This is a genomic window from Shewanella seohaensis (assembly GCF_023283775.1).
Lineage (GTDB): Bacteria > Pseudomonadota > Gammaproteobacteria > Enterobacterales > Shewanellaceae > Shewanella > Shewanella seohaensis.
The window spans coordinates 216932-237384 of record NZ_JAKILE010000001.1 but is presented as its reverse complement, the minus strand read 5'-3'; the positions used below and the strand labels follow the sequence as shown (position 1 = coordinate 237384).

Annotated in this window: 18 protein-coding genes; 7 read left to right on the top strand and 11 right to left on the bottom strand. The window is 46.6% G+C overall.

The window, feature by feature from the left end; translation table 11 throughout:
* Nucleotides 1-7 precede the first annotated feature (7 nt).
* Entirely contained in the window at nucleotides 8-625 is a 618-nt protein-coding gene (gene cysC / locus L2713_RS01055; RefSeq protein WP_126512504.1) for an adenylyl-sulfate kinase, read from the top strand.
* Here cysC and L2713_RS01050 read toward each other — a convergent pair.
* The 4 genes from L2713_RS01050 to L2713_RS01035 form a co-directional block, all read right to left on the bottom strand.
* A complete protein-coding gene (locus L2713_RS01050; protein WP_248966561.1) occupies nucleotides 617-2497 on the bottom strand; it encodes a sensor histidine kinase in 1881 nt (626 codons plus the stop codon). The genes cysC and L2713_RS01050 overlap by 9 nt on opposite strands.
* A 14-nt stretch (nucleotides 2498-2511) precedes the next feature.
* Complete coding sequence (locus L2713_RS01045; protein WP_248966560.1) at nucleotides 2512-4746, bottom strand: GGDEF/EAL domain-containing response regulator; 2235 nt, start codon at nucleotides 4744-4746, stop codon at nucleotides 2512-2514.
* A gap of 140 nt (nucleotides 4747-4886) precedes the next feature.
* Entirely contained in the window at nucleotides 4887-5726 is an 840-nt protein-coding gene (locus L2713_RS01040) for a TIGR03899 family protein (RefSeq protein ID WP_126512510.1), read from the bottom strand.
* Nucleotides 5727-5872: 146 nt separating this feature from the next.
* A complete protein-coding gene (locus tag L2713_RS01035; protein ID WP_089068370.1) occupies nucleotides 5873-7078 on the bottom strand; it encodes an MFS transporter in 1206 nt (401 codons plus the stop codon).
* A 443-nt stretch (nucleotides 7079-7521) separates the two neighbouring features.
* Between L2713_RS01035 and hemG the strand changes: the two genes are divergently transcribed.
* The 3 genes from hemG to L2713_RS01020 all read left to right on the top strand — a co-directional run bounded on the left by hemG (nucleotide 7522) and on the right by L2713_RS01020 (nucleotide 9881).
* Complete coding sequence (gene hemG / locus L2713_RS01030; protein ID WP_086902099.1) at nucleotides 7522-8043, top strand: menaquinone-dependent protoporphyrinogen IX dehydrogenase; 522 nt, start codon at nucleotides 7522-7524, stop codon at nucleotides 8041-8043.
* A 37-nt stretch (nucleotides 8044-8080) separates the two neighbouring features.
* Nucleotides 8081-8608 (top strand): cytochrome b/b6 domain-containing protein, encoded by a 528-nt coding sequence (locus tag L2713_RS01025; protein WP_248966559.1) that lies wholly within the window; start codon nucleotides 8081-8083, stop codon nucleotides 8606-8608.
* A gap of 265 nt (nucleotides 8609-8873) precedes the next feature.
* Nucleotides 8874-9881, top strand: coding sequence for a DUF4382 domain-containing protein (locus tag L2713_RS01020; RefSeq protein WP_248966558.1), 1008 nt, complete (start codon nucleotides 8874-8876; stop codon nucleotides 9879-9881).
* A 69-nt stretch (nucleotides 9882-9950) separates the two neighbouring features.
* Here the strand turns inward: L2713_RS01020 and L2713_RS01015 are convergent, their stop codons facing one another.
* The 3 genes from L2713_RS01015 to nfsB form a co-directional block, all read right to left on the bottom strand.
* A complete protein-coding gene (locus L2713_RS01015) occupies nucleotides 9951-10703 on the bottom strand; it encodes a DsbA family protein (RefSeq protein ID WP_248966557.1) in 753 nt (250 codons plus the stop codon).
* A gap of 264 nt (nucleotides 10704-10967) precedes the next feature.
* Nucleotides 10968-11612, bottom strand: coding sequence for a DNA-J related domain-containing protein (locus L2713_RS01010; RefSeq protein WP_011623806.1), 645 nt, complete (start codon nucleotides 11610-11612; stop codon nucleotides 10968-10970).
* A gap of 305 nt (nucleotides 11613-11917) precedes the next feature.
* Nucleotides 11918-12571, bottom strand: coding sequence for an oxygen-insensitive NAD(P)H nitroreductase (gene nfsB, locus L2713_RS01005; protein ID WP_109286930.1), 654 nt, complete (start codon nucleotides 12569-12571; stop codon nucleotides 11918-11920).
* A gap of 362 nt (nucleotides 12572-12933) precedes the next feature.
* Here nfsB and L2713_RS01000 point away from each other — a divergent pair, with 362 nt between their 5' ends.
* The gene (locus L2713_RS01000; RefSeq protein ID WP_248966556.1) at nucleotides 12934-13944 is read left to right on the top strand and encodes a sugar-binding protein; all 1011 of its coding nucleotides are present in this window, start codon (nucleotides 12934-12936) and stop codon (nucleotides 13942-13944) included.
* Between the two features lie 882 nt (nucleotides 13945-14826).
* Complete coding sequence (locus L2713_RS00995) at nucleotides 14827-15888, top strand: hypothetical protein (RefSeq protein ID WP_248966555.1); 1062 nt, start codon at nucleotides 14827-14829, stop codon at nucleotides 15886-15888.
* Nucleotides 15889-16216: 328 nt separating this feature from the next.
* Here L2713_RS00995 and L2713_RS00990 read toward each other — a convergent pair whose 3' ends face one another.
* The 3 genes from L2713_RS00990 to L2713_RS00980 are packed head-to-tail and all read right to left on the bottom strand — an operon-like array spanning nucleotide 16217 to nucleotide 18355.
* Nucleotides 16217-16942, bottom strand: coding sequence for an amino acid ABC transporter ATP-binding protein (locus L2713_RS00990; protein WP_248966554.1), 726 nt, complete (start codon nucleotides 16940-16942; stop codon nucleotides 16217-16219).
* Entirely contained in the window at nucleotides 16935-17615 is a 681-nt protein-coding gene (locus tag L2713_RS00985) for an amino acid ABC transporter permease (RefSeq protein ID WP_011623798.1), read from the bottom strand. Before L2713_RS00985 ends, L2713_RS00990 begins: the two co-directional genes overlap by 8 nt.
* Before the next feature lie 5 nt (nucleotides 17616-17620).
* Nucleotides 17621-18355 carry a basic amino acid ABC transporter substrate-binding protein gene (locus tag L2713_RS00980; protein WP_248966553.1) on the bottom strand — a complete coding sequence of 245 codons (735 nt, stop codon included), beginning with the start codon at nucleotides 18353-18355 and terminating at the stop codon, nucleotides 17621-17623.
* A 374-nt stretch (nucleotides 18356-18729) separates the two neighbouring features.
* Here L2713_RS00980 and L2713_RS00975 point away from each other — a divergent pair, with 374 nt between their 5' ends.
* Entirely contained in the window at nucleotides 18730-19554 is an 825-nt protein-coding gene (locus L2713_RS00975; RefSeq protein ID WP_011623796.1) for a hypothetical protein, read from the top strand.
* 4 nt (nucleotides 19555-19558) lie between these two features.
* On the opposite strand, the gene L2713_RS00970 is transcribed toward L2713_RS00975, so the two are convergent.
* A complete protein-coding gene (locus L2713_RS00970; RefSeq protein ID WP_089068357.1) occupies nucleotides 19559-20449 on the bottom strand; it encodes a LysR family transcriptional regulator in 891 nt (296 codons plus the stop codon).
* Nucleotides 20450-20453 lie beyond the last annotated feature (4 nt).

The window sequence follows — 20453 nt, the reverse complement described above, 5'->3', positions numbered from 1 at the left end:
AGTGTTTATGAGCAATATTGTGTGGCACCAACATAGCGTTGACCAAGCGGCCAGAGCCAAACTTAAGGGACAAAATCCGGTATTACTCTGGTTTACTGGGCTGTCTGGTGCGGGTAAGTCGACTTTGGCTGGGGCGCTTGAGCGTGCACTGTTTGAGGCGGGCTTTCACACTTATCTGCTCGATGGTGACAATGTTCGCCATGGTTTATGTAAGGATCTGGGCTTTAGCGTTGCCGATAGGGATGAAAACTTACGCCGCGTCGGCGAAGTGGCAAAACTCATGGTGGATGCGGGCTTGGTGGTGTTATCGGCCTTTATTTCGCCGACCCGTGAGGAGCGCGATAGCATACGTGCGCGTTTCCCGACAGGGCAGTTTATTGAGATCCATGTGTCAACACCGCTCAGCGTATGTGAGCAGCGCGATCCTAAGGGCTTGTATGTTAAGGCTCGTCGCGGTGAGATCAGTAACTTTACTGGTATTTCATCTCCCTATGAGGCGCCGCTCTCGGCGGAGCTGACGATTGATACCAGCAAAGGGGATTTAGCCTCGCAAGTTCGTGCCTTGATTGACTATTTGACCGCGATTGAAGTCATTAATCCAGATAAAGCCAAAGCCTTAGCCTAAGGCCATTTTATGGGATTCGGGGGCATTTGTTGGCAGCGTTAGCGTAAAACAAGTGCCTTTTCCCTGTTCACTCGTCACCTTGATATACCCGCCAAGTAACTGCGTCACCAGTTGATGCGCTAAGTGTAATCCTAAGCCTGTGCCGCCTTTACCTCGGCGAGTCGTAAAGAAGGGATCGAAGATCTGCTTCAAGGTCGCATCATCCATTCCGCTGCCATTATCGCTAACAGTTATGGCGATGAAGGCATCTTCAAGACGGTAAGCCGTGATGTAAATCTGGCCATTACCGACATCATCAAAGGCATGGATGAGGGCATTGGACACGAGATTTTCGAGTACTTGGCCAAGGGCGCCAGGGTAACTGTTTAATTCAATCTCAGGCGCAATATCGATGTTTAACTCATGGGATTGTTTCTTCATCCTCAGCCATGAGGTGTGCAGCATATCTTGAACTAAGCCTGTGAGTTTAAAGACGCGCCGTTCTTCCCCGGTACGGTCGACCGCTAAGCGTTTAAAGCTTTTGACTAGCGAGGCGGCGCGCTCCAAGTTGGCTCTGACTATCTCTGCGCCTTCATTAAAGTGCTCAAAATACGTATCTACATCGGAACGTTTAAGGCCGGTCTCGAAGGCAGACTGTAATCGAAGACATTCATTCTTCATGCTCGATAGGGTCATTAAAGATGCGCCCACAGGGGTATTTAGCTCATGGGCGACCCCCGCGACCATCATCCCGAGTGAGGAGAGTTTGCCAGTTTCAATTAATTGCTGCTGGGTGTCGTGCAGGTGTTGTAAAGATTGTGCCAGCGCTTTATTGCTGCTTGCCAGTCGTCGCTGTTGCTCGGTTAAATCGTCGTGGAGTTTATCCCGTTCGTACATAGACTTAGCCGCGCGCCAACAGACTATGCCGCCTAAAATCAACAACATTAGCCCGATAGTTAAAGACTCCAGAGCGCACTGTAGGGTGATTTGGCTTAACACTGTTGGGGAAATATGAGCAACCAAGCGCCAATTCGGTAGCGTCGCATTACCGAGATTTTGCACATTCTCATAATCCCAAAATCCATTTGATGTGGTAAAGGCAAGTTCGGTATTTTTGCTGATGGCTTGCCATGCTTCGGGATCGTTATTGGCAAACTTTAAATCTTCTCGACCATACATAAATCCCCATGCCATTTGCGGCTGCGGCGCCAATAACCAGTAACCATCGGCGTTTAGCATCGACAATTCGACTCCGCCTTTAGCTGTGCTGGCGATGGCGTCTAACAGGGTTTGGGCGAGAAAATTCAGCGCAATAAATCCTTGCCTTTCCCCCGAGGCTAAAAACACTGGGGTGGTGATACGCAGCATAGGTTTAATCGGGGTTTCAATGACTTTGTTTTCAACGTTTAAGTCTAGGGGGGAGAAGTAAAACGTATCGGGCTCAAGCGCCAGACTCGGTGCTATGTAGTAGCGCCCCTGTTTAGATTGTAACTCTGTCTGCGGCACTATTTGGGCGACTTGGTTGATGAGATTAATGCGTACCTTTTCCATGGCGTCGTTATCGAGCCAGCGCACTTGGTCATATTGCTGTGACGCCTCACTGAATGCCTTAAAAAAGTGTTCGACGGTACTGAGATCGGTATTTTTGCCCGAAGCGGTATCGAGAAGAAGTTGATATTTAGCGAGAAACAGCGCATCCCGTTTAAGACTGCCCAAATAGTAGGCTATGGTTTGGTTGGCATCGGCCAGCACCATCGCCGCCTGTCGCGCTAAAGGCGTCATCGCTTCTTCATGGCGTTTTTGATAAAGCACGAGACTTAGCAAGGGTACCAAGAGTAACCAAGGCAACATCAGTTTTAGCCAGTAGCGACTAAGCAGTTGTAAGGGCGTCATGGTTTCGCTCAATATCATTCGATAATGCGTTTTTGGAAGTTGGCCAACCAAATGAGTAGTTCTTTGAGTGGCATTGGTTTCGCGTAAAAATAGCCCTGGGCATCGTGGCATCCTCGATGTTTCAGCCAACGTGCTTGCTCTAGGGTTTCGACACCTTCGGCGATCACATTCATCTTAAAGCGTTCCCCGAGCAGGATAATGCTATCGACAATCGCCGCTGCACCATCATCCGTGGTGACATTATCGATAAAGGATTTATCAATTTTAATGCGATCGAAGGTGAGCTTACTGAGATAGGCTAGCGATGAAAAACCCGTGCCAAAATCATCGATGGCGACGTTAATATTCATATTACGCAGGGCTTTGAGTTGCTTATTGATCACCTCAAAATTCTGCATGGCAATCGACTCAGTGACTTCAATTTCAATTTGATCACTGGCAATTTGTGCCGCTTGGATATCGGCATTGAGCTGGTTGACGATTTGCTCTTGCTCAAACTGCATCGCCGAGAGGTTAACGCCGATCCGCAGATTCGGGTAACCCGCCTCTGTTAAGGCATGCATGGCTTGGCAAGATTGCACAAATAATTGTTTACCGAGTTTTGTGATCAGCCCCGTAGCTTCGGCGATGGGAATAAAGCGTAAGGGAGGTACGCTGTCGCCATTGGGCAAGGTCCAGCGCGCCAGCGCTTCGACACCCACGACTTCCCCCGTTTGTAACGACACCTGTGGCTGCAGCGCGATATGGATATCTCCTTGAGTGATACCAAGTTGCAAGGCCTGCAGTAATTCAAAATGCGTGGCGACATCATCTTTAGATGGTTGATATGTCACATGTTGACGTATCCCGAGGCTCTTGGCCTTTTTCAGTGCCATATTCAGCTGAGTGATGGCGGCGACAGCATCCCCTTCGGCGAGCTCCAAAGGCAGGGTAACTGTACTGATATTGACAGTAATACAGGAGGTACCCTGTTGATAGGGCGCAACAAATAACTGCTCAATCAGAGCGGCTGAAACTAAATGTTTAGGGCCTAAAATGGCAAATTTATCATCCTTTAAACGGCTGACCAGCACGCTGGCGTCGAACTGATCTTTTAGACTATTTGCCACATGCTTGAGCATATTGTTGCCATGCTCTGAGCCAAACACATGATTGAAGTCTGAAAACTTATCTATGTCTATGAGTAATAGATTGAATTTGTCACGAATGTCTTCCTTCAAAATGCCATCGAGTGTACGGATGAGTACGTTGAGGTTCGGTATTCTGAGCAAGGGATCTTCAAAGGCGATTTTATCCAGTTGGCTCATTAGCGATACGCTGTGCAGGCCGCCGCAAATGTTCATGCTAAAAACACGGATAAGTTCGGTTTCGGTCGCATCGAGTAGTCGCCCCGTAGCCAGGTAAACCGCGTAGTCATTACCGGCAAGCTCGCCGGGGAAAAACAGGCAGGTATATTGCGACTCAATACGGGATTGCTTACTGCTCAGGCACAACTCGAGTTGGATGCGGATATGTTGCTGTTCGAGCTGCTGTAAGGCTCTACCGTAGTAGGATTCAAACTCTCCTGAAGCGCCAATGATCTGATGCATATGGCCAAATTCATGCAGATCGTTTATGGCTTTAACACAGACTATGCCGCCCGAGGGTAAATTCAGCAGAATTGCCAATTGTTGAAGCATTTTGCTCGACAGCTCTTTGATATTGCGCGAGGTGTAGAGGGCACCGCTGGATTCGGCAATTAACTGCAGCCCGCGCTTTGCATTAGCGATATTACTGATCTGTTGGTAGGAGCGTAGGTTAGTGGTCAAGATGGTTTGTAGACGGTCGGCGGAAAGATCCGATTTAGTCCAATAGTCATTGATATCATAGTCACGCATCACGTTAAATACGGGCGCCATACCGGGTTGCCCTGTGAGCAGAATAATGCGGATTTTCTCGTTACCGAGCACTTCCCTGATGCCTCGCACGAGTCTGAGGCCTGCATCTTCGGTTTCCATCACCACATCGACTAAGGCAATGGCAAAGTCGTCTTCATTGGCGACCATCTGGCAGGCTTCTGCGTAACTAAATGCTTGGGTTAATTCTATTTTTGCGCCAAGAATGGTGAGAGTGGACAAGGCGAAAGCGGTAGAGCGTTGGAAGTTAATATCATCGTCTACCGTGAGAATTTTGACCGCTTTCGTCGCCTTTAGCGCGGTACTTGGTTCGGGTTCATCTAAGAAGATAATGTCTTGCGATTGGCTGACCATATTCTCTTTCCTTGAGATGTCGAAACATCCTTATTTACCCAGTTTAGAATTGAGTGTTTTTTATACTCAAAGTATTTGCGACACTCAGGGGTAATTCAAGAAAAGATTTCGTGGTCAGATATATAAGTCTGTTTAAGCGATTACTCTATTTTAAAATCCTTCGCAAATAGCGCCTGTAGCGCCTTCAGGTAATCTTGGTCTTGTTTTGGTAGCACCAGTTGCGCCAGTTCATCACCAATCGGGGTTAAGCGATAGTAGCTAAACAGCAAGTTACCACTCTTTGGGGTGAGCTTCATTTGGATGCCGGGCATGGTGAGTTGGATGGGGGTTTTGCTGTTGAGTAAACCGGTTTCAAACTCACTGCTGTGCAGGATCCCCGCATCGACTAAAGTGAGAATACTGGAGTAGGGCAGACCAAATTGGGATAAGCCTAGGGTGACACTGGTATTTTTACGAAAATATTGGCCGAGTCCGCCCGTGAGCCGATAGCCGCTGATCAGCTTTAAGCGCTGCTCATTATTCACTTTGGCCGCCATACCTAGTGCTTTCTCGAGGATTTGCGCCTCCCTATGGGTCAGTTGTTTTAACAGCGCTAGGGTGCGCAGGCTGAAGTTGCCCGGGTTGACGATTTCACTGGAGAGGATACGCGCCCACAGATCCTGCATTTTGCGGTTGTGGATTTGTTCCGCCATCAAAAAAAATTGATGGCTCCAGTCGGGATCCAGATCGACCCCAGTGACATCCGACGGGGTGTAACTCAAGGCGAGGGCGAAAATGGTTTCGACATTGGCTTGATACTGGCTGGCGAGTTTACGCTCCCTATGTTGCGCGCGTTCGGCAACCGAGGCATTGGCGGGGCGATATTCCTGCTCACTGGCGAGCCCGAGTTGGCGACCCAGTACCAGCGCTTTTTTACGGGCCGAGACCTCGGCAGCGGGAGCCGCTTCATCCGCAAGCATTAAAATATCTGAATCCTTCATGCCTTTATCCTGTTTGACCTATTTGTGTTGGCCCTATTTTTGTTAGCTCGTGGGATCAAGTTGACCCCACGAAATGCTTCCAGCTTAGTCGATTGCAATCCTTAAGTCTCTGCGCTGGATTGCTTTTATTACGCTGCGGGCACTTTTTAACTGTCGAGACTCGGTTTTTCGATAGATTTAGCAGACCAAGCCCAATTGGTTTCATTCCCAGGTGAGGGATGGCGCGGTACATTGAGGGCCAATACTAAGGAACAGACCGCAAATCCGGCGCCAATGTAGAAGACGAGGGCGGGATCGCTCAGCCACAGTAAGCCCAAGAGCACAGGGATAATCACCGCAGCGATATGGTTAATGGTAAAACTGACCGACATGGTGGCCGCAATATCTTTGCTATCGGCAATCTTTTGAAAATAGGTTTTCATGGCAATTGCCATCGCAAACAGCAAATGGTCAATCACATAGAGGGCGGCGGCCATATGGGGTTGCTCGACAAGCGCATAGCTGACAAACACAAAAAATAACCCAATGTATTCCACCGTGAGGGCGTTGCGCTCGCCAATACGGCCGATTAGGCGACCAATGGATGGCGCAAACAGTAGATTGACCACATAGTTGATCAGGAAAAGTGCGGTGATTTCACTGACGGTATAGCCGAATTTCTCGACCATCATAAAGCCTGCGAACACCATAAAAATCTGCCGACGGGCGCCAGAGAAGAAGGTTAACAGGTAATACAACCAGTAGCGTTTACGTAGGATGATTTTTTTGTGTTGCACTTCGTGGGTATCAAACTGTGGGTAGTACAGACTCATGCTGATCACCATCAGTAGACCTAATACACCAATAATCAAATACATATGCCAGTAATCGAGTTTAAGCCAAGTCATGACAAGCCAAATACTGCCATAGCCGACTAAGGCCGCTGCCGAGCGCCATGCCAGCGCTTTACCCATAAAACCAGCAGTATCCTGCTTCGCGACCCATTGCAGGGTGAGGGATTGGTTAATGGTTTCAAAGTAATGGAACCCAACCGACATCAATACTGTGGTGAGGTATAAGCCCAATACCTGCGGAAAAAAGCCGGTAATCGCCACGCCAATGCACAGAAGGGCTAATGACAACAGGGCGAAGGCTTGTTCGCGCACTAACAGCAATACAAAAATAGCGGTAAAGGCTAAAAAGCCGGGGATTTCCCTTAGGCTTTGCAGCATACCGATTTCGGCGCCAGTGAATTGGGCTTTTTCAATCACGAAGTTGTTCAGTAGGGCTTGCCAAACGGCGAACACGAGCGACATAACAAACGTCATCCACAGCAGCAGTGCTTTGGGATCTGCGTTTTGAGTTGTTTTCATGGGTAGGGTACTCAAGCGATAAGTGAACAAATGCTAATGCTTTTGCCTTTTATGCGCTAGCGCTAAGGATTGGCACTTATTTCTGATTTTGTAACATTTTGATCCCAGAGATGCGGATATTTATTTTTGTGAGCAAGCTAGAATTACCGTATATCCAGCGGCCATTTGGCGCTAAGTCCGTGATCTATTTCATGTAAATTGGTGACTAAATCACCTAGTATGCAATATCGTAATAGGCAGTTTGCTTTTTGCGTGGTAAACCTAAACCGCCTCTATTTGACTCATGCACCATAGATGCGCTTCGCAGGCGCTTGATTATCAAAGTGGTGAAATGTGTTATAGGGGCTGAATTTATCGGTTTGTTTAGGTCAACATAAAGCCGCCGTTCTTTGTCTTTCTTCTGGCCGCTTTTTCTTATTTTTGTTGAGATAATCGAGGCTTAAGTGAAAAAAATTCTGATCATCTTCTCTAGTGTTCATGGTCAAACTCGCAAAATCACCAATCAATTGGCGCAACAACTCAAAGAGTTAGGTAATTCTGTGGTGATTGCGGATATTAAGGCTGTGCCGGCGATGGAGTCCTTCGATAAGATCGTTATTGGCGCCAGTATTCGCCACGGAAAACATAATCCGGCGTTGTACGAATTTATTCAAAAGCATCAAAAGATCCTCACGCAAAAGGTGAGCGGTTTTTTCTCCGTCAGTTTAGTCGCCCGTAAACCTGAGAAAAACACCCCAGAAACCAATCCTTATATGCAGGCGTTTTTAAGCAAAACCACTTGGCGCCCAACCCTGTTGCAAGTGTTTGGCGGTAATCTAAATTACCAAGGCTATAATGCCTTCGATAGAAATATCATCCGCTTTATCATGTGGTTAACTAAGGGGCCAACGGATCCTGTCACCAATGTTGAATACACGGATTGGCAAAAAGTGAATGATTTCGGCCTGTTGATCCACCAAGCCTGAGCGAGCCCGTCGCTTAGCTCTTAAGGGGAAACCCACTATGTCGGCAAACGTAACCCAGATATTCGATTTTGTGTTGGCGCGTCTACACCTGTGGATTGTGCTATCCGTGGGGCTACTCGTCTGCACCAGCCCATGGATTTTTATCGGTAGAAGCCTGCGCGCCAATGCCAGTATCTGGGATTATCTGCATGTTTATCTTGGGTTAATTGCTACTGCATTGGGGATCTTATTTTTACTGCGCAACAGTATTCAAGGCAAATGGCATCAATACTTCGCCTGGCTGGTGGGGGATTGGGGGCAACTCATACAGGATGTAAAAGGGCTTTTTAAGGGAAAACTGCCCGTTGCCGGGGGCAAGGGCTTATTCAGCACGGTTGAGGGTATTGGCATGTTGCTGCTGGTCGCAACGGGCATGACAGGGGCGTTGTGGTTTTTCTATCAAGGTACCCCGCTGGCGATGACATGGCGTGGTTACCATCAAGTTTGCGCCGATGTATTTATTGGCTTTTTAGTGGTTCACTTGGTTTTAGCGGCATCTCATATTATTGAATTTATCAGGCAATAAGTCGCAAATAGGTTCGGATGCACCTAAGGATGTGGCTTTGTTCTGCTCGAGTCCTACGCCTTCTTAATATCTTCCACCGTTGAACGGATTTTCACCGTTCAGCGTACGTTCATCGACAAGCTGCACACTCAGCCCTAGACTTATCTCTACATGCCTACCCAGCCCGTTTGAGCTGTTGTTTTCATGCTTTGGCGTTACGATTTGTGCTCATGGGGCGAGGTATGACGATGTTGAGAATTTTGTGGAAGACTAATGAAGGTATCCTATGAATATTCAAAAAAGTGCTCTAGCGATAGCGTTGACAGGTTTGCTGTTTGGTTGCGGTGGCTCAGATTCGAGTGAACCTGCCACCCAAATGGCGACATTCAGCCTAGGCGTATCCGATAATCCCGCCGATGCCAAATCGGTCACGATTGCATTCAGGCAAGTGGTATTAAAGAACGATACAGGTAGCTACTCGTTCAATGTCACCCCAAATGGCGAGCTTAAATTTGTCGATTTATTGGAGTTTCAAGGCAGTGCGGTAGATACCCTAGTGAGCGGTCAATCGATTCCCGTGGGCGAATATCAAATGTGTTTGTATATGAAAAACAGCACAGTAGCCAATAGCGACAGCTCACACGTACAAACCTTAGACGACACTCTCTATGGGCTAACGACCAACAGCAACGGCTCATGCGGCGGTGTGGGTGCCGAGGAAAGCGATACGGGCCGATTGTTTTTCAATAAGAAATTCACCATTGCGGCGGGCGTCAATAGCTTTGTTGCCGAGTTTGATTTAAGCAAAGGTTTGCAAGATCCCCACGGTAATAAAGATTACTGGACGCTAAAACCGACTTCAGTGCAATTATTTAATCAGTCCGAAGTGGGCGCGATTAAAGGCACAGTTGGCGCTACTGTGATGGAAGGCTGTGAAGTCGCTGCGGGTGGCTCAGTGTTCTCGCCAGCGGTTTATTTGTATCCTGCTAATACCACGCTGGAGCAGATGAAGGATTTCAGAACTGAGGCCGACACGGCCACTGAGATTGCGCCTATTGCGGCGGCTCGGGTGAATGATGTCACTGATGCAAACGGCCAAGTCATCGACCACGATTATGAATTTGGCTTTGTGGTCGCAGGGGATTACAGCTTAGGTTATACCTGCCTAGCGCAAAATGATGATCCAGATGTGAGTAACAATCCCGATGATGTGGAATCGCCTTTCTTTATTCACGCCGCAGAAACTGGGGTGACAGTGACGGCCAAAGGGGTTGCCGAGCGTAACTTCCCTTAGTCATTAACCGGACAAATAAAAAACCAGCATCACTGCTGGTTTTTTTATTGGCTGCTCGTCAATTGAGCCTTAGCTCAAACGCTTTTGGCGGCCAAGGGCGATAACGGCTGCAAAGGCTAAGAATAACCAGTTTAAGCTGCCGCCTGAACTCTTAGGCGCCTGAGCATCCTTCTCGACGGCCAGATAGTTAATTAAGCCAATCAGCTCATCTAAGGTTTTGATACTGCTTAAGTTAACCGCATATTTATCGTTAACGATAAAGGCTGGCACGCTTTCAACGCGGAATTGGTTTTGCTGGGCACGCCACAGGGCTAGTTTCTCATCTGTGCTTTTACTGTCGGCGAGTTGGTCGTACTTGGCCGCATCGATACCAAACTTGGCAAAAATTTGCTTAATGTCGTCACGGCTGTTGATTTGCGGCTCGTGCTTATGGCCTGGCGCACTGTGGTCGTGGCCGTTTGCGCCAGCTTCGCCTTGGATGGCGGCGAACATCGCATGGGTTAACGCATCTTTATTATCTAACTCATGAATAACTGCCAGTGAGCGCATCACCTCGGTGCCAATGTCGCTATTCATAAAGTCGACATGCTTAGTATCAAATGCAATACCTTTGTTTAGATTGGCTTTGATATCAGGTAGATAGTTGGTTTCCATATTGAAACAGTTATGGCAATAGAAGGAGAAAAACTCCGTGAGTTTTGGCTCGCTGCTCGGTGCTTTGTCAGAGATTTGCGTGTAGTGCGTGCCTTCGACAAAGTTGGCGGCAAAGGTGCTAAATGGTGCAACGATTAAGGCGACAGCCAAGGCGATTGGTTTGATCATAGAACCCTCAAAGTCGGTTAGAGTGAATTCACCGCATCAATTGCATGCGCTGTACCTACCTAAGTGGACTAAGGTGGCTCAGGTGATTTCAGTCTCGGAGTTACGCTCGCGTTATACCAGCGTATATGGTTTTAGGTTAGTTTGGGATGCTTAATTATCGCTGAAATGGGCGGCTGATATTGGACTAAATCTGTGATCCCGCGGGAGTTTAGCTCGATAACTTTGTCAGACTGCAAAGAGGATCACAGATATAAAAGGAAAAACTTAAGCAATATCGCGCAGGGATTGCCAAGCCTCACAGACTTCACGGAAACGCGCCGCATCGCCTTCGGGTCTATCGGGGTGCCATTTCAGCGCTAAACGGCGCCATTGTTTGCGGATGTCCCTTGGTGTTGCGCTCTCATCTAACTCGAATACCCTCAGGGCGTGGCCCTTGTGCATCAAGTTCACGTTCAGGCCAATATAGCTCTTATAACTGCTCCAGAAGGCTTCCAATAATTCGCGTACTACGTTTTCACTGGTGTCGTAGTTATTCCAGTCAAGATAGTATTCCCGCAGGGAAGTATCTTCCATTATCAATAGGTTAACGTTGGAAGGCACGAGGCGGAAAATCTGGATCTCCATCGCTTTGACTTGCAGCCATTGCTTTGGCATCAGGATCTCTTGCAGTTCGAACAGGGCATTCATCAGTAAAAAATTGCGTTTAAACAAATCATTACCAGGGTTTTCATCTAACGGATGGATTAGCCCGCGATTTTGCAGTTCGGTCGCCAGGTGATGGATTTTCCAGCTTTGATTAGAGGCTTGTAACACGGATAACACGGGCCAGATTAACGGGTTATCGCCCTTAGTGGTCGAGAGCGTTGCCGATTGAGCTTCTGCACTGAGTGAAGGTTTAGCGAGTAGCATACTGACTGTCCCATCCTAAGTTGTTATCAAGCGAGTGTGATTAAAAGTAAGGTTTCACTATCTATAAGATTTTAAATGTTTTTATCTTATTTTAATGCGAGTCGTTACCGAGCTTGGAATACACTATGCCATAGAGGAAAAGTGTAGGCAAAGAAGGATTCTAGAGCAATTTACCCCGAGGTCACTCCGACTTTGGTTGGTTTTAACTGCGGCAATGGGATCTGGCTGATGCTGGAGAGCAGGCGATAAAAATGCCCTTGTTTGCAATCACAAACAAGGGCATATGCAAACTTAGCGAACGAGGTTTAGATCTCGGTAAAGATAACCTCTTGCGCTAAACGTGACTTAGGTAACTTAGCGTTGAAGTCTTCTTCGGAGCGGTAACCTAGAGCGACCACCACAGATGCGCAGAAACCTTTTTCGCGCAGGCCTAAGACTTGATTGAGTTTAGTTGCATCAAAACCTTCGATTGGACAGGCATCGATATCGAGTACGCTCGCACCTAACATTAGGGTTCCGAGAGCTAAATACACTTGTTTTTCCATCCAATGTTGGGCGTCTTTTAACTCATTCTTGTGCATATTGGCAAAGAAAGAGCGGCCGTTGTGCTGGCCTTGCTTGGCTTCTTCATTGGCAAAACGGCCATCTGCAGCCTCTTGCTCTAACACTTGCAGTAAATGGGCTTCATCGAGTTGAGTGCGAGTGCAGAGCACGACCACATGGGAAGCATTAAGGATTTTCTGGGTGTTAAAGGCAAAGTGTTCGGTCGATTGCGCGATTAAGCTTTTGCCTTCGGCCGTGCTTGCTAACACAAAATGCCAAGGCTGCGAGTTAGTCGATGATGGGCTGAACTGCAGTAATGTCTTGATTTCGGCTATCTTGTCGGCAGGAATCGTCTTTGTTGGATCAAAGGCTTTAGTGGTGTAACGCTTTTTAGCGAGAAAACTTAAATCACTCATGTAACAGCTCCAAATCATCGAGGAATACAAAATCAACGACAGCATTTTAAGCGGGTTTAAGTAAAAAACAATGTGATCAAAACGGCTATCAGTTTCAAAATATTTTTGAAATTAATAGCCGTTGTGCGCAATGAATGCTGAGAGACTTTTTGTGAAGAGCAGTGAATAGTAAGAGTCACCTAATGACGTTATAGCTGGTTATACAAATTGCTGAGTGCGGTTTTGATGTGGGTAGATAGGTGAGCTAACTCAAAAATACTGAGTGAGATCAAAAGTCCTCCAAAATACCGTTGTCGCTCGTATGGTTTAATCTATTCCTTTGCTACATTTTATTAAGTCGAGCTTACTGTTTAGGGGAATGTATGGCGAGATTATTGATGCTGCTGATTGCTTTTAGCCTATTACCACTGTCTTGTGGCTACGCAAAGGAACTTAAGTTTGCAGTAGTGCCTAAATTCTATAGTATTTTTTTTGATCAAAGCAAAACGGGTTGTGTTGACGCCGCCGCACAAATTAAAGGGGTTGAATGCATCTATCGCGGACCCGAATCAAGTAGTGTGAGATTGCAAGATCAAGTGATAAACCAGCTGATTGATGAAGGTGTGGATGGAATTGCCGTTGCGGTTACGCAATCTAAGTATCTTGCCGAAAATAGCCTAAAGAGGGCAAAGGAAGCCGGCATCCCCGTTGTTACCTATGACTCAGACTTGGATGCTTCTATCGATGAAGCTCCTAAAAATTTACGTTTGGCTTATATCGGCACCGACAATTTTGCACTAGGTCAGTCGTTAGGGGAGGAGCTTAAAAAGTTACGGCCCAATGGGGGAACCCTCATCATGCAATCGGGGCGGCCCGATTCTCCAAATCTGAATTTAAGACTGATGGGCGTGCGCTCCGCGTTATCTGGCAAAACCTACAATGCCCCTCCAGGGAAATTACTTAATAACGAGCAGGGCTGGACTGAAGTGCGCGAGCCTTTGTTTAATTTTGACCAACTTAGTCAAGCGGTTAAGCAAATGGAGTCCGTGATGAAAGGCAAGCCAGTAAAAGCAAATTCCTTCGTTGCCGTAGGCGGTTGGGCACAAAATGATGCAGCCCTCTATCGTGAAATGATGGCTCCCTATCAAAATAAAATCGATAACAAGGACATCGTCATTATTATTACCGACACCTCTCCAGAGCAATTAACTATGTTGAAAGACCGCCTTGCCCATATCAACATTGGTCAAAGTCCCTATGAAATGGGCAGGCAGGCCATTTTGACCTTATATAAAATTGTCACCAAACAAAAATACGACGACATTATCTACACACCTGTGACCTTTTGTACTCAGCAGAACTATGAGACCTGCGAGAAACCTGCGGGAATGTAATGCCATTAGAGGTTATGTTCTAGAGACCGTTTTAGAGCGTGCAGCCCCGAAGAAGTCACAAACAGATGTTTGCACAGTCTTTTATATCCATCTTTTATATCCATAAGTTGGTGATAAAAGGTCATTGGTAATCAGTTGCTGTATTAATTTGGAATTACCCTATCAATATTCAAAGGTGAAAGTGGATCAAACTTGCCTAGTCTTGTTAACTTCGACCCATTTCCAATTTTCGTTGGCTTCTGGCGAACGAGCTTTTGCCCCAAAGTGTGTTTCGCAGTTCAAAAGGGGAATTAGACAAGTAAAGCTCTACGTATAGAAAAGTTGATGGTTCGACTTAGATGTTATGTATCCCATCTTTTTCGTAGCTTGAATGCTTTAATCAAAATCAAAGTCGTGGGGCTTCACCCCACACCCGACCAAGGAGGACTACTCGTCCTATCCTCCTTGGATGCTCCAAGACGCCCCTAACGGAGTTGAAAGCCCCTTGTGCTCATTGACAAATTTGCTATCGCTTCCGAAGGATGCGTCCCTGCACCTGCGAAAGCTAGCTTGCCATCCATGGCAAGACTCACGCAATTTGTCTATTCGCCCCGCGGCAACTCCGAGGGGAGGTGTATTCCTTGGCGTTTTGAGTCGTTAGATAGAGGTTCATCAGCAAAAAATAAGTGTGAAAGAATGAGAAAGCTAAAACAATATCAAGTGATTACCCATCAAGCTGTATAAAAAACTGCTACCGCAAAAAAGCAAATTCCGATAGCATCATTTATACCAATTGACATGGATGTGGCTGTGGCTAAGTCCAATAAGCGATTTATGCCCTGCAAACAGCGCAGAGCATAAATACTAACAAGTTATGCGAATACAAATAGCAAGGAATAGACAATGATTGATTTTAAGAAAGAATGGGGAAAACTACTGCTTTTTGTAATTCTACTGTTGGCTTCTATAGGGCTTGTAGTTGTTCAGGTATTAAATTCTTCAAACCCCACGAAGTTAGAGGTCTCGCTAATTAGTGCGCTACAATATATTTGTTCAATTGGATTTACATGGCTCCTATCTATTATTGTATTTAACAATACCCATAAGGATAAGCAAAAGAAATTTGCCATTGGGGCATTTAGAAGGGTTAAAGAAATTGAAAGAAATATACAGAGAACACAAGAGTATATTGATCAATCACTAAAGTATGAGGAAGATCTAAAAAGCTGCTTGTCGGTTGCTAAGTTTAGCCTTGTAAATGCCCAAGATACTATTAACTCATCTATATCAGACTGGGCAGATATTATTGAAGATGAGCTAGAAATTTCAGCACAAATAGAACGGCTAGAGTCGTCATCTAAAGAAAATCAAAAAGACAATTCAAAAAATGATAGCGTAAATCAGAAGATAGCCACCTTATCCAAAAAGCTGCCTCCTGAATTACGCCATAAAGTATCAGTGGAACGCAGTAAAAGTGATCAGGTGAAAGAAGCTGTTATCTATTTAGGTAAAAAAATCATTGATGATGAATTTATTAAATTAAGAGGTTTCTGGGAGCCTCGCAAAGGCTTCATGAAAGATTTGTCTGGCATATATGCTGGGGCTAAAGTCTATATTGCTAGAGGAATTACGGACACTCGGCCTGGCGCTATATTAATCTACAACGAAGAAGGTGAAAGCTTAGCTGTTGTGACTAATCGCTGTAGTGAGTTAGGTGCTCCGTATGATGTTTTTGCTGATGCAATCGATGAGGTTTTTGGGCGGACATTAAGGCCGAAAATGTTTGGTGGTCATCCTGTACAGGCTGAAGTTGTAGAAATCGAAGACTTTAACCCAAAGTCAGAGCGCCAGTATTTGTACGTAAAGATACTAAAGCGTATGGATGGAGCTGTTAAGCATAAATATGACGAATTAAAATCGCATAACAAGTCAATGCAGCCGACCGCTGGCGCGGCAGCTGATTGAGGCGTTAAACCCTTAGAAAATTTTAATCTGAAACTCAAAAATTAGAGTCGAGAATCTAACACGCTTTTGTCCCTTTGCTTTTTACGTACATATCGCAAATGGGTAGTTGAAATTGGCATTGGGGCACCAGTGACCGTTGGCGACATGGATGTCGCCGTCGAGCCTATAGGGATACTTCATGTTAAATAAAGAGGCGGCGAGTCACTGGGGAAACAATGACAATAAACTCCATAAATAGATAAAAAGATTAATCGCTTCTGTCTCAAAGCATGCTGCGTGTCATCGAGCCAATACCATTGTTCAACTTTCAATGTTGTATAAGTCTTTATTACCTCAGCACCTTACTTAAAAAGCTTTGGGTTCTGGCTTCTTTGGGGCGGGTGAATAATTCCTCGGGGATATTGGACTCCACCACATAGCCGCCATCCATAAAGATGACTCTGTCCGAAACATCGCGTGCAAAGCCCATTTCGTGGGTGACAATCACCATGGTCATGCCTTTTTGCGCTAAGTCCTTCATCACATCCAGTACATCGCCGACCATTTCAGGGTCGAGTGCCGAGGTGGGCTCATCGAATAGCATCAGATCCGGCTCCATCGCCAGCGCGCGGGCAATGGCAACCCTTTGTTTTTGTCCACCCGAGAGACTCGAAGGGTAGGCATTAGCTTTATCCTGCAAACCCACTTGAGTGAGCAGCGCCAGCGCCTTGTTATCGGCTTCGGCTTGGGCCATTAACTTTAGGCTCACTGGCGCTAAGGTAATGTTTTGCAATACGGTTTTATGGGGGAATAGGTTGAAGTTTTGGAACACCATGCCCACTTTTTGCCGCAATTTATCGACACAGGCATCCTTGGCGGTAATGGATTGCCCTTCGATTTCAATATCCCCTTGGGTGGGTTTTTCTAACAGATTGATGCAACGTAAAAAGGTGCTTTTACCGCTGCCACTAGGGCCGATAACACTCACCACTTCGCCTTGGCGAATATGTTCGTTGATGCCCTTAAGGACCGCATTATCGCCGTAACTTTTGTGTAGGTTGGTTATGTTAATCACTTTGCTTCAACCTCTTTTCGAATTTCGACAGCATAAATGTGAAGCTGTAGGTCAGGAACAGGTAAATCAGTGCACAGGTAAAGAGTGGGATACTGTCTTCAAAGGTACGGCTACGGATAATCTCACCCGCCCGCATTAAATCCACACCGCCAATAAAGCCAATTACGGCGGTTTCTTTGAGTAGCACGATAAACTCATTGCCTAACGCGGGCAGAATATTCTTAATCGCCTGCGGCAGAATAATCAGCTTCATGGTCATCGCCTGTGACAGGCCGAGCGAGCGAGCCGCTTCGGTTTGACCTTTATCGACGGCTTGGATCCCTGCGCGAATAATCTCAGAGATATAAGCGCCGCTGTTTAAACCAAAGGCGATGATGGCGGCGGTGACCTTATCAACATCGAATGCGGCCAGCACGATGAAGTAAAGGATCACTAACTGCACCACCACTGGCGTGCCGCGGATCACGCCAACATAAAGCTCGGCGGGGAAGCGGATATACCACTTTGAAGACATCTTCATCAGTGTGGTACCCACGCCTAATACTGCGCCTAATAACATGGCGAAGAAGGTCACAATCAAGGTGACTTTTAAGCCATTTAGGATCAGCAGTATGCCTATCATGCCGTCGTCGCCAATGGGACTAAACAGCGAAGTATTGATTGCTTCTAACATAGGGATCACTTGATATGGGCTGAAACGAGCGCCTGATATTGGCCGCTTTCTTTCAAGTTTTTCAGCGTGTTATTAATGCTATTGAGAAGTTCAGGCTGCTGCTTTGATACCGCAAAGCCATAAAACTCAGGGGGAAAGTTCAGCTTGATCAGTTTGAGATCGGGATTTTTCGCCAGATAGTTCGCCGCAGGCTCGCTATCGAATAGCACTAAGTCGACTTTGCCATTCTTCAGTTCCATGATGGCTTCGAAGCCTGTGTTAAAAGCGGTGACATTTTGAGTGTATTTTTTAGACATCATATCGGCGGTTGAGCCAAGCTGCACCGCAAAGTGCTTGTCTTTAATGTCATCAAGGGTATGAATGGTGTCGTTATCTTTATTTACGAGCAGCACTTGAGTTGCCTCATAGTAGGGCTCCGAAAAGTTAACGCTGGCCTGGCGCTCTGGCGTGATGGTCATGCCAGAGGCGATAAAATCAATCTTGCCAGAGTTTAGCGCGACGATCAGTGAATCGAATTTCATGTTTTCGACTTTGAGCGTCTTGCCGGCATCTTTAGCGATTTGTTTGGCAAGCTCAATGTCGAAGCCTTTGATCTCGTCGCCACTTTGTCCGCCAACGTATTCAAAGGGCGGGAAGGCCGCATTGGTGCCAACCACTAAAACATCGTTGCTTTTCCCACATCCAGCTAACAACAAGGTGGCAGTGAGGGCTAGGCCGCCTAATAACATGGATTTTTTCATTTAAGACTCTCTTTTGAATGACTCGCAATGTGGCGACTATAGGGATGCGACGCTCTGGTGTCAATAATTATGCTTTAAAAATGATTAAAAATGCATTCAAGGTCGCAATTGTTGTATGCCTAAACACTTGTGATTACAACGCTGGCTGTGTTTGATATAGATACGTTTTTAAAGCGTTAGTGAATTGTTTAGGATGACCGTGAATAGCAATTTTCGGCTTTCACTTGTGCGGGATATATCATTTTTTATTCATTTTTACGGCTAAAATAGTTAGCGATGAACGATTTCTAACAAAAATTGTAAAAACTTCATTAAATTATGCCCAGTTAATCTAATCTTAATGCAGGATCAAATAGCAATTTATGGAGCGAAATGTGAGATACCTAACTCTGGCACCAGCGGCACTCCTTTTGGGCCTAGCAACTTCGGTCAGTGCAGAAGAATCGACCCAGTGGCATTACACCATGGGGATACACGATTTTATTGTGGAACAGGAAAGTTCACATACCTTTGGATTTAACGGCAACATTATGATTGAACATACCACGGCGTCGGATATTTACCTGTCTGCCATGCTGGATATGTTTATCGACATTGATACAGACGATCTCGACCCCGACCATATTCCTGTGTGGTTTAAATCGGACTATGTGGCCTCGGGTGAGTTCTACCATATCGATCCTCGCTTTTTCTTCGGATGGCAGGTGGACCTACAGGGTAAACGTAACACTGTGAGTTCCATCGAAAAGCAAGCCAAGCTATTCCCTGAATTAACCGCCAATTATAAGGGGCAGGAATCGCAGGCCCAGTTAAAGGCGGGCGCGGGTTATTACTATTTAGAAATCGATGACGACGTGCCCCGTACCCGTGGTTACGATCGGGGCGATTTTGGTAATGGCGAGTTCGCTTACACCTTAATGGGCAGTTTTGGTTTTGATATCACGCCCAAGTTAAACATGAGTTTTGCCGCGCAAAACTGGAACGACGGTGATAAATGGCTTGAAAATCAATATCGCTTCAGCATGAGTTACGATACGGATTATTGGGAGAAGGGCAGCCAGTGGTTACTGTATGTGGAGCATACCGAATATAATCTGGACCACTATGCCAAGGAGAGTGTGCACTCACCCGACTACTTGCCCATCCTGCCTTGGGATAACGATACCTTAGTGCGCTTTAGCTTAGTCGTGCCTTGGTAGTGAGCTACTTTTGCGTTAAGTGTTTCTCCACTAACGCAATCATCGCCTGCGCCGCAAAGGACAATACCTGTTCTTTGCGCCAAAACAGTGATAACTCCCAGCGCAGTTCATCGCTCGCCAATGGAATATTCACCACCCCAGATACGCTGTAACGCCGCGCGATAGAGCGCGGCAGTATCATCACGCCCGTGCCCGCCGCCACAAGGGCAATTCCGAAGTCGGCTTGGCTGACTCGAGTGATGTTTTTAGGAGTAAATCCGGCGTGTTGGCAAGCGGTTAACACCAGTTGATACAAAGTATATTCGGTTTCAAACATCACTTGTGGCTCGTCGACTAAGTCGTGGATCGACAGCATTGGTCGCGAGGTGAGGGGATTCTCCTTGGGCAGCACCACCACCATGGGATCGTTAAACACTCGAATACCGTGGTAACCATCGTCGAAGTTGATAATCCCGGTGGCCAGTTCAATTTCACCCTTTTGAATAGCTAAGGTTTGCTCCACGCCGCCGCGCACCAGCAGGTGCATATCAATTTGCGGATATTGCTGGCGATATTTGGCAATGATAGGGGCAAAAATTTCAGCACTGCCGAGTGGCGCGAGACCGAGTTTCAATTCGCCTGCGGTTAAACTGCGCTGGGCACTGAGTTCGGCCAGCATGCGTTGTCGGCCAGCGAGTAACTCCTTGCCATGGCGATAGACCACTTCTCCCGCTTGGGTGAGCTTAACTTGAGTGCCACGTTTGCCGCGCTCGAGTAGTACCAGATCGAGTTCTTCCTCTAATTGACGCAGCGCCTTGGAGAGGGCGGGTTGGGTGAGGTGAACCTTTTCGCTGGCCTTGCCAAAACCGCCGGCATCGATGATCTCGATAAAATAACGCAGCACTTTAAGATCCATTCTT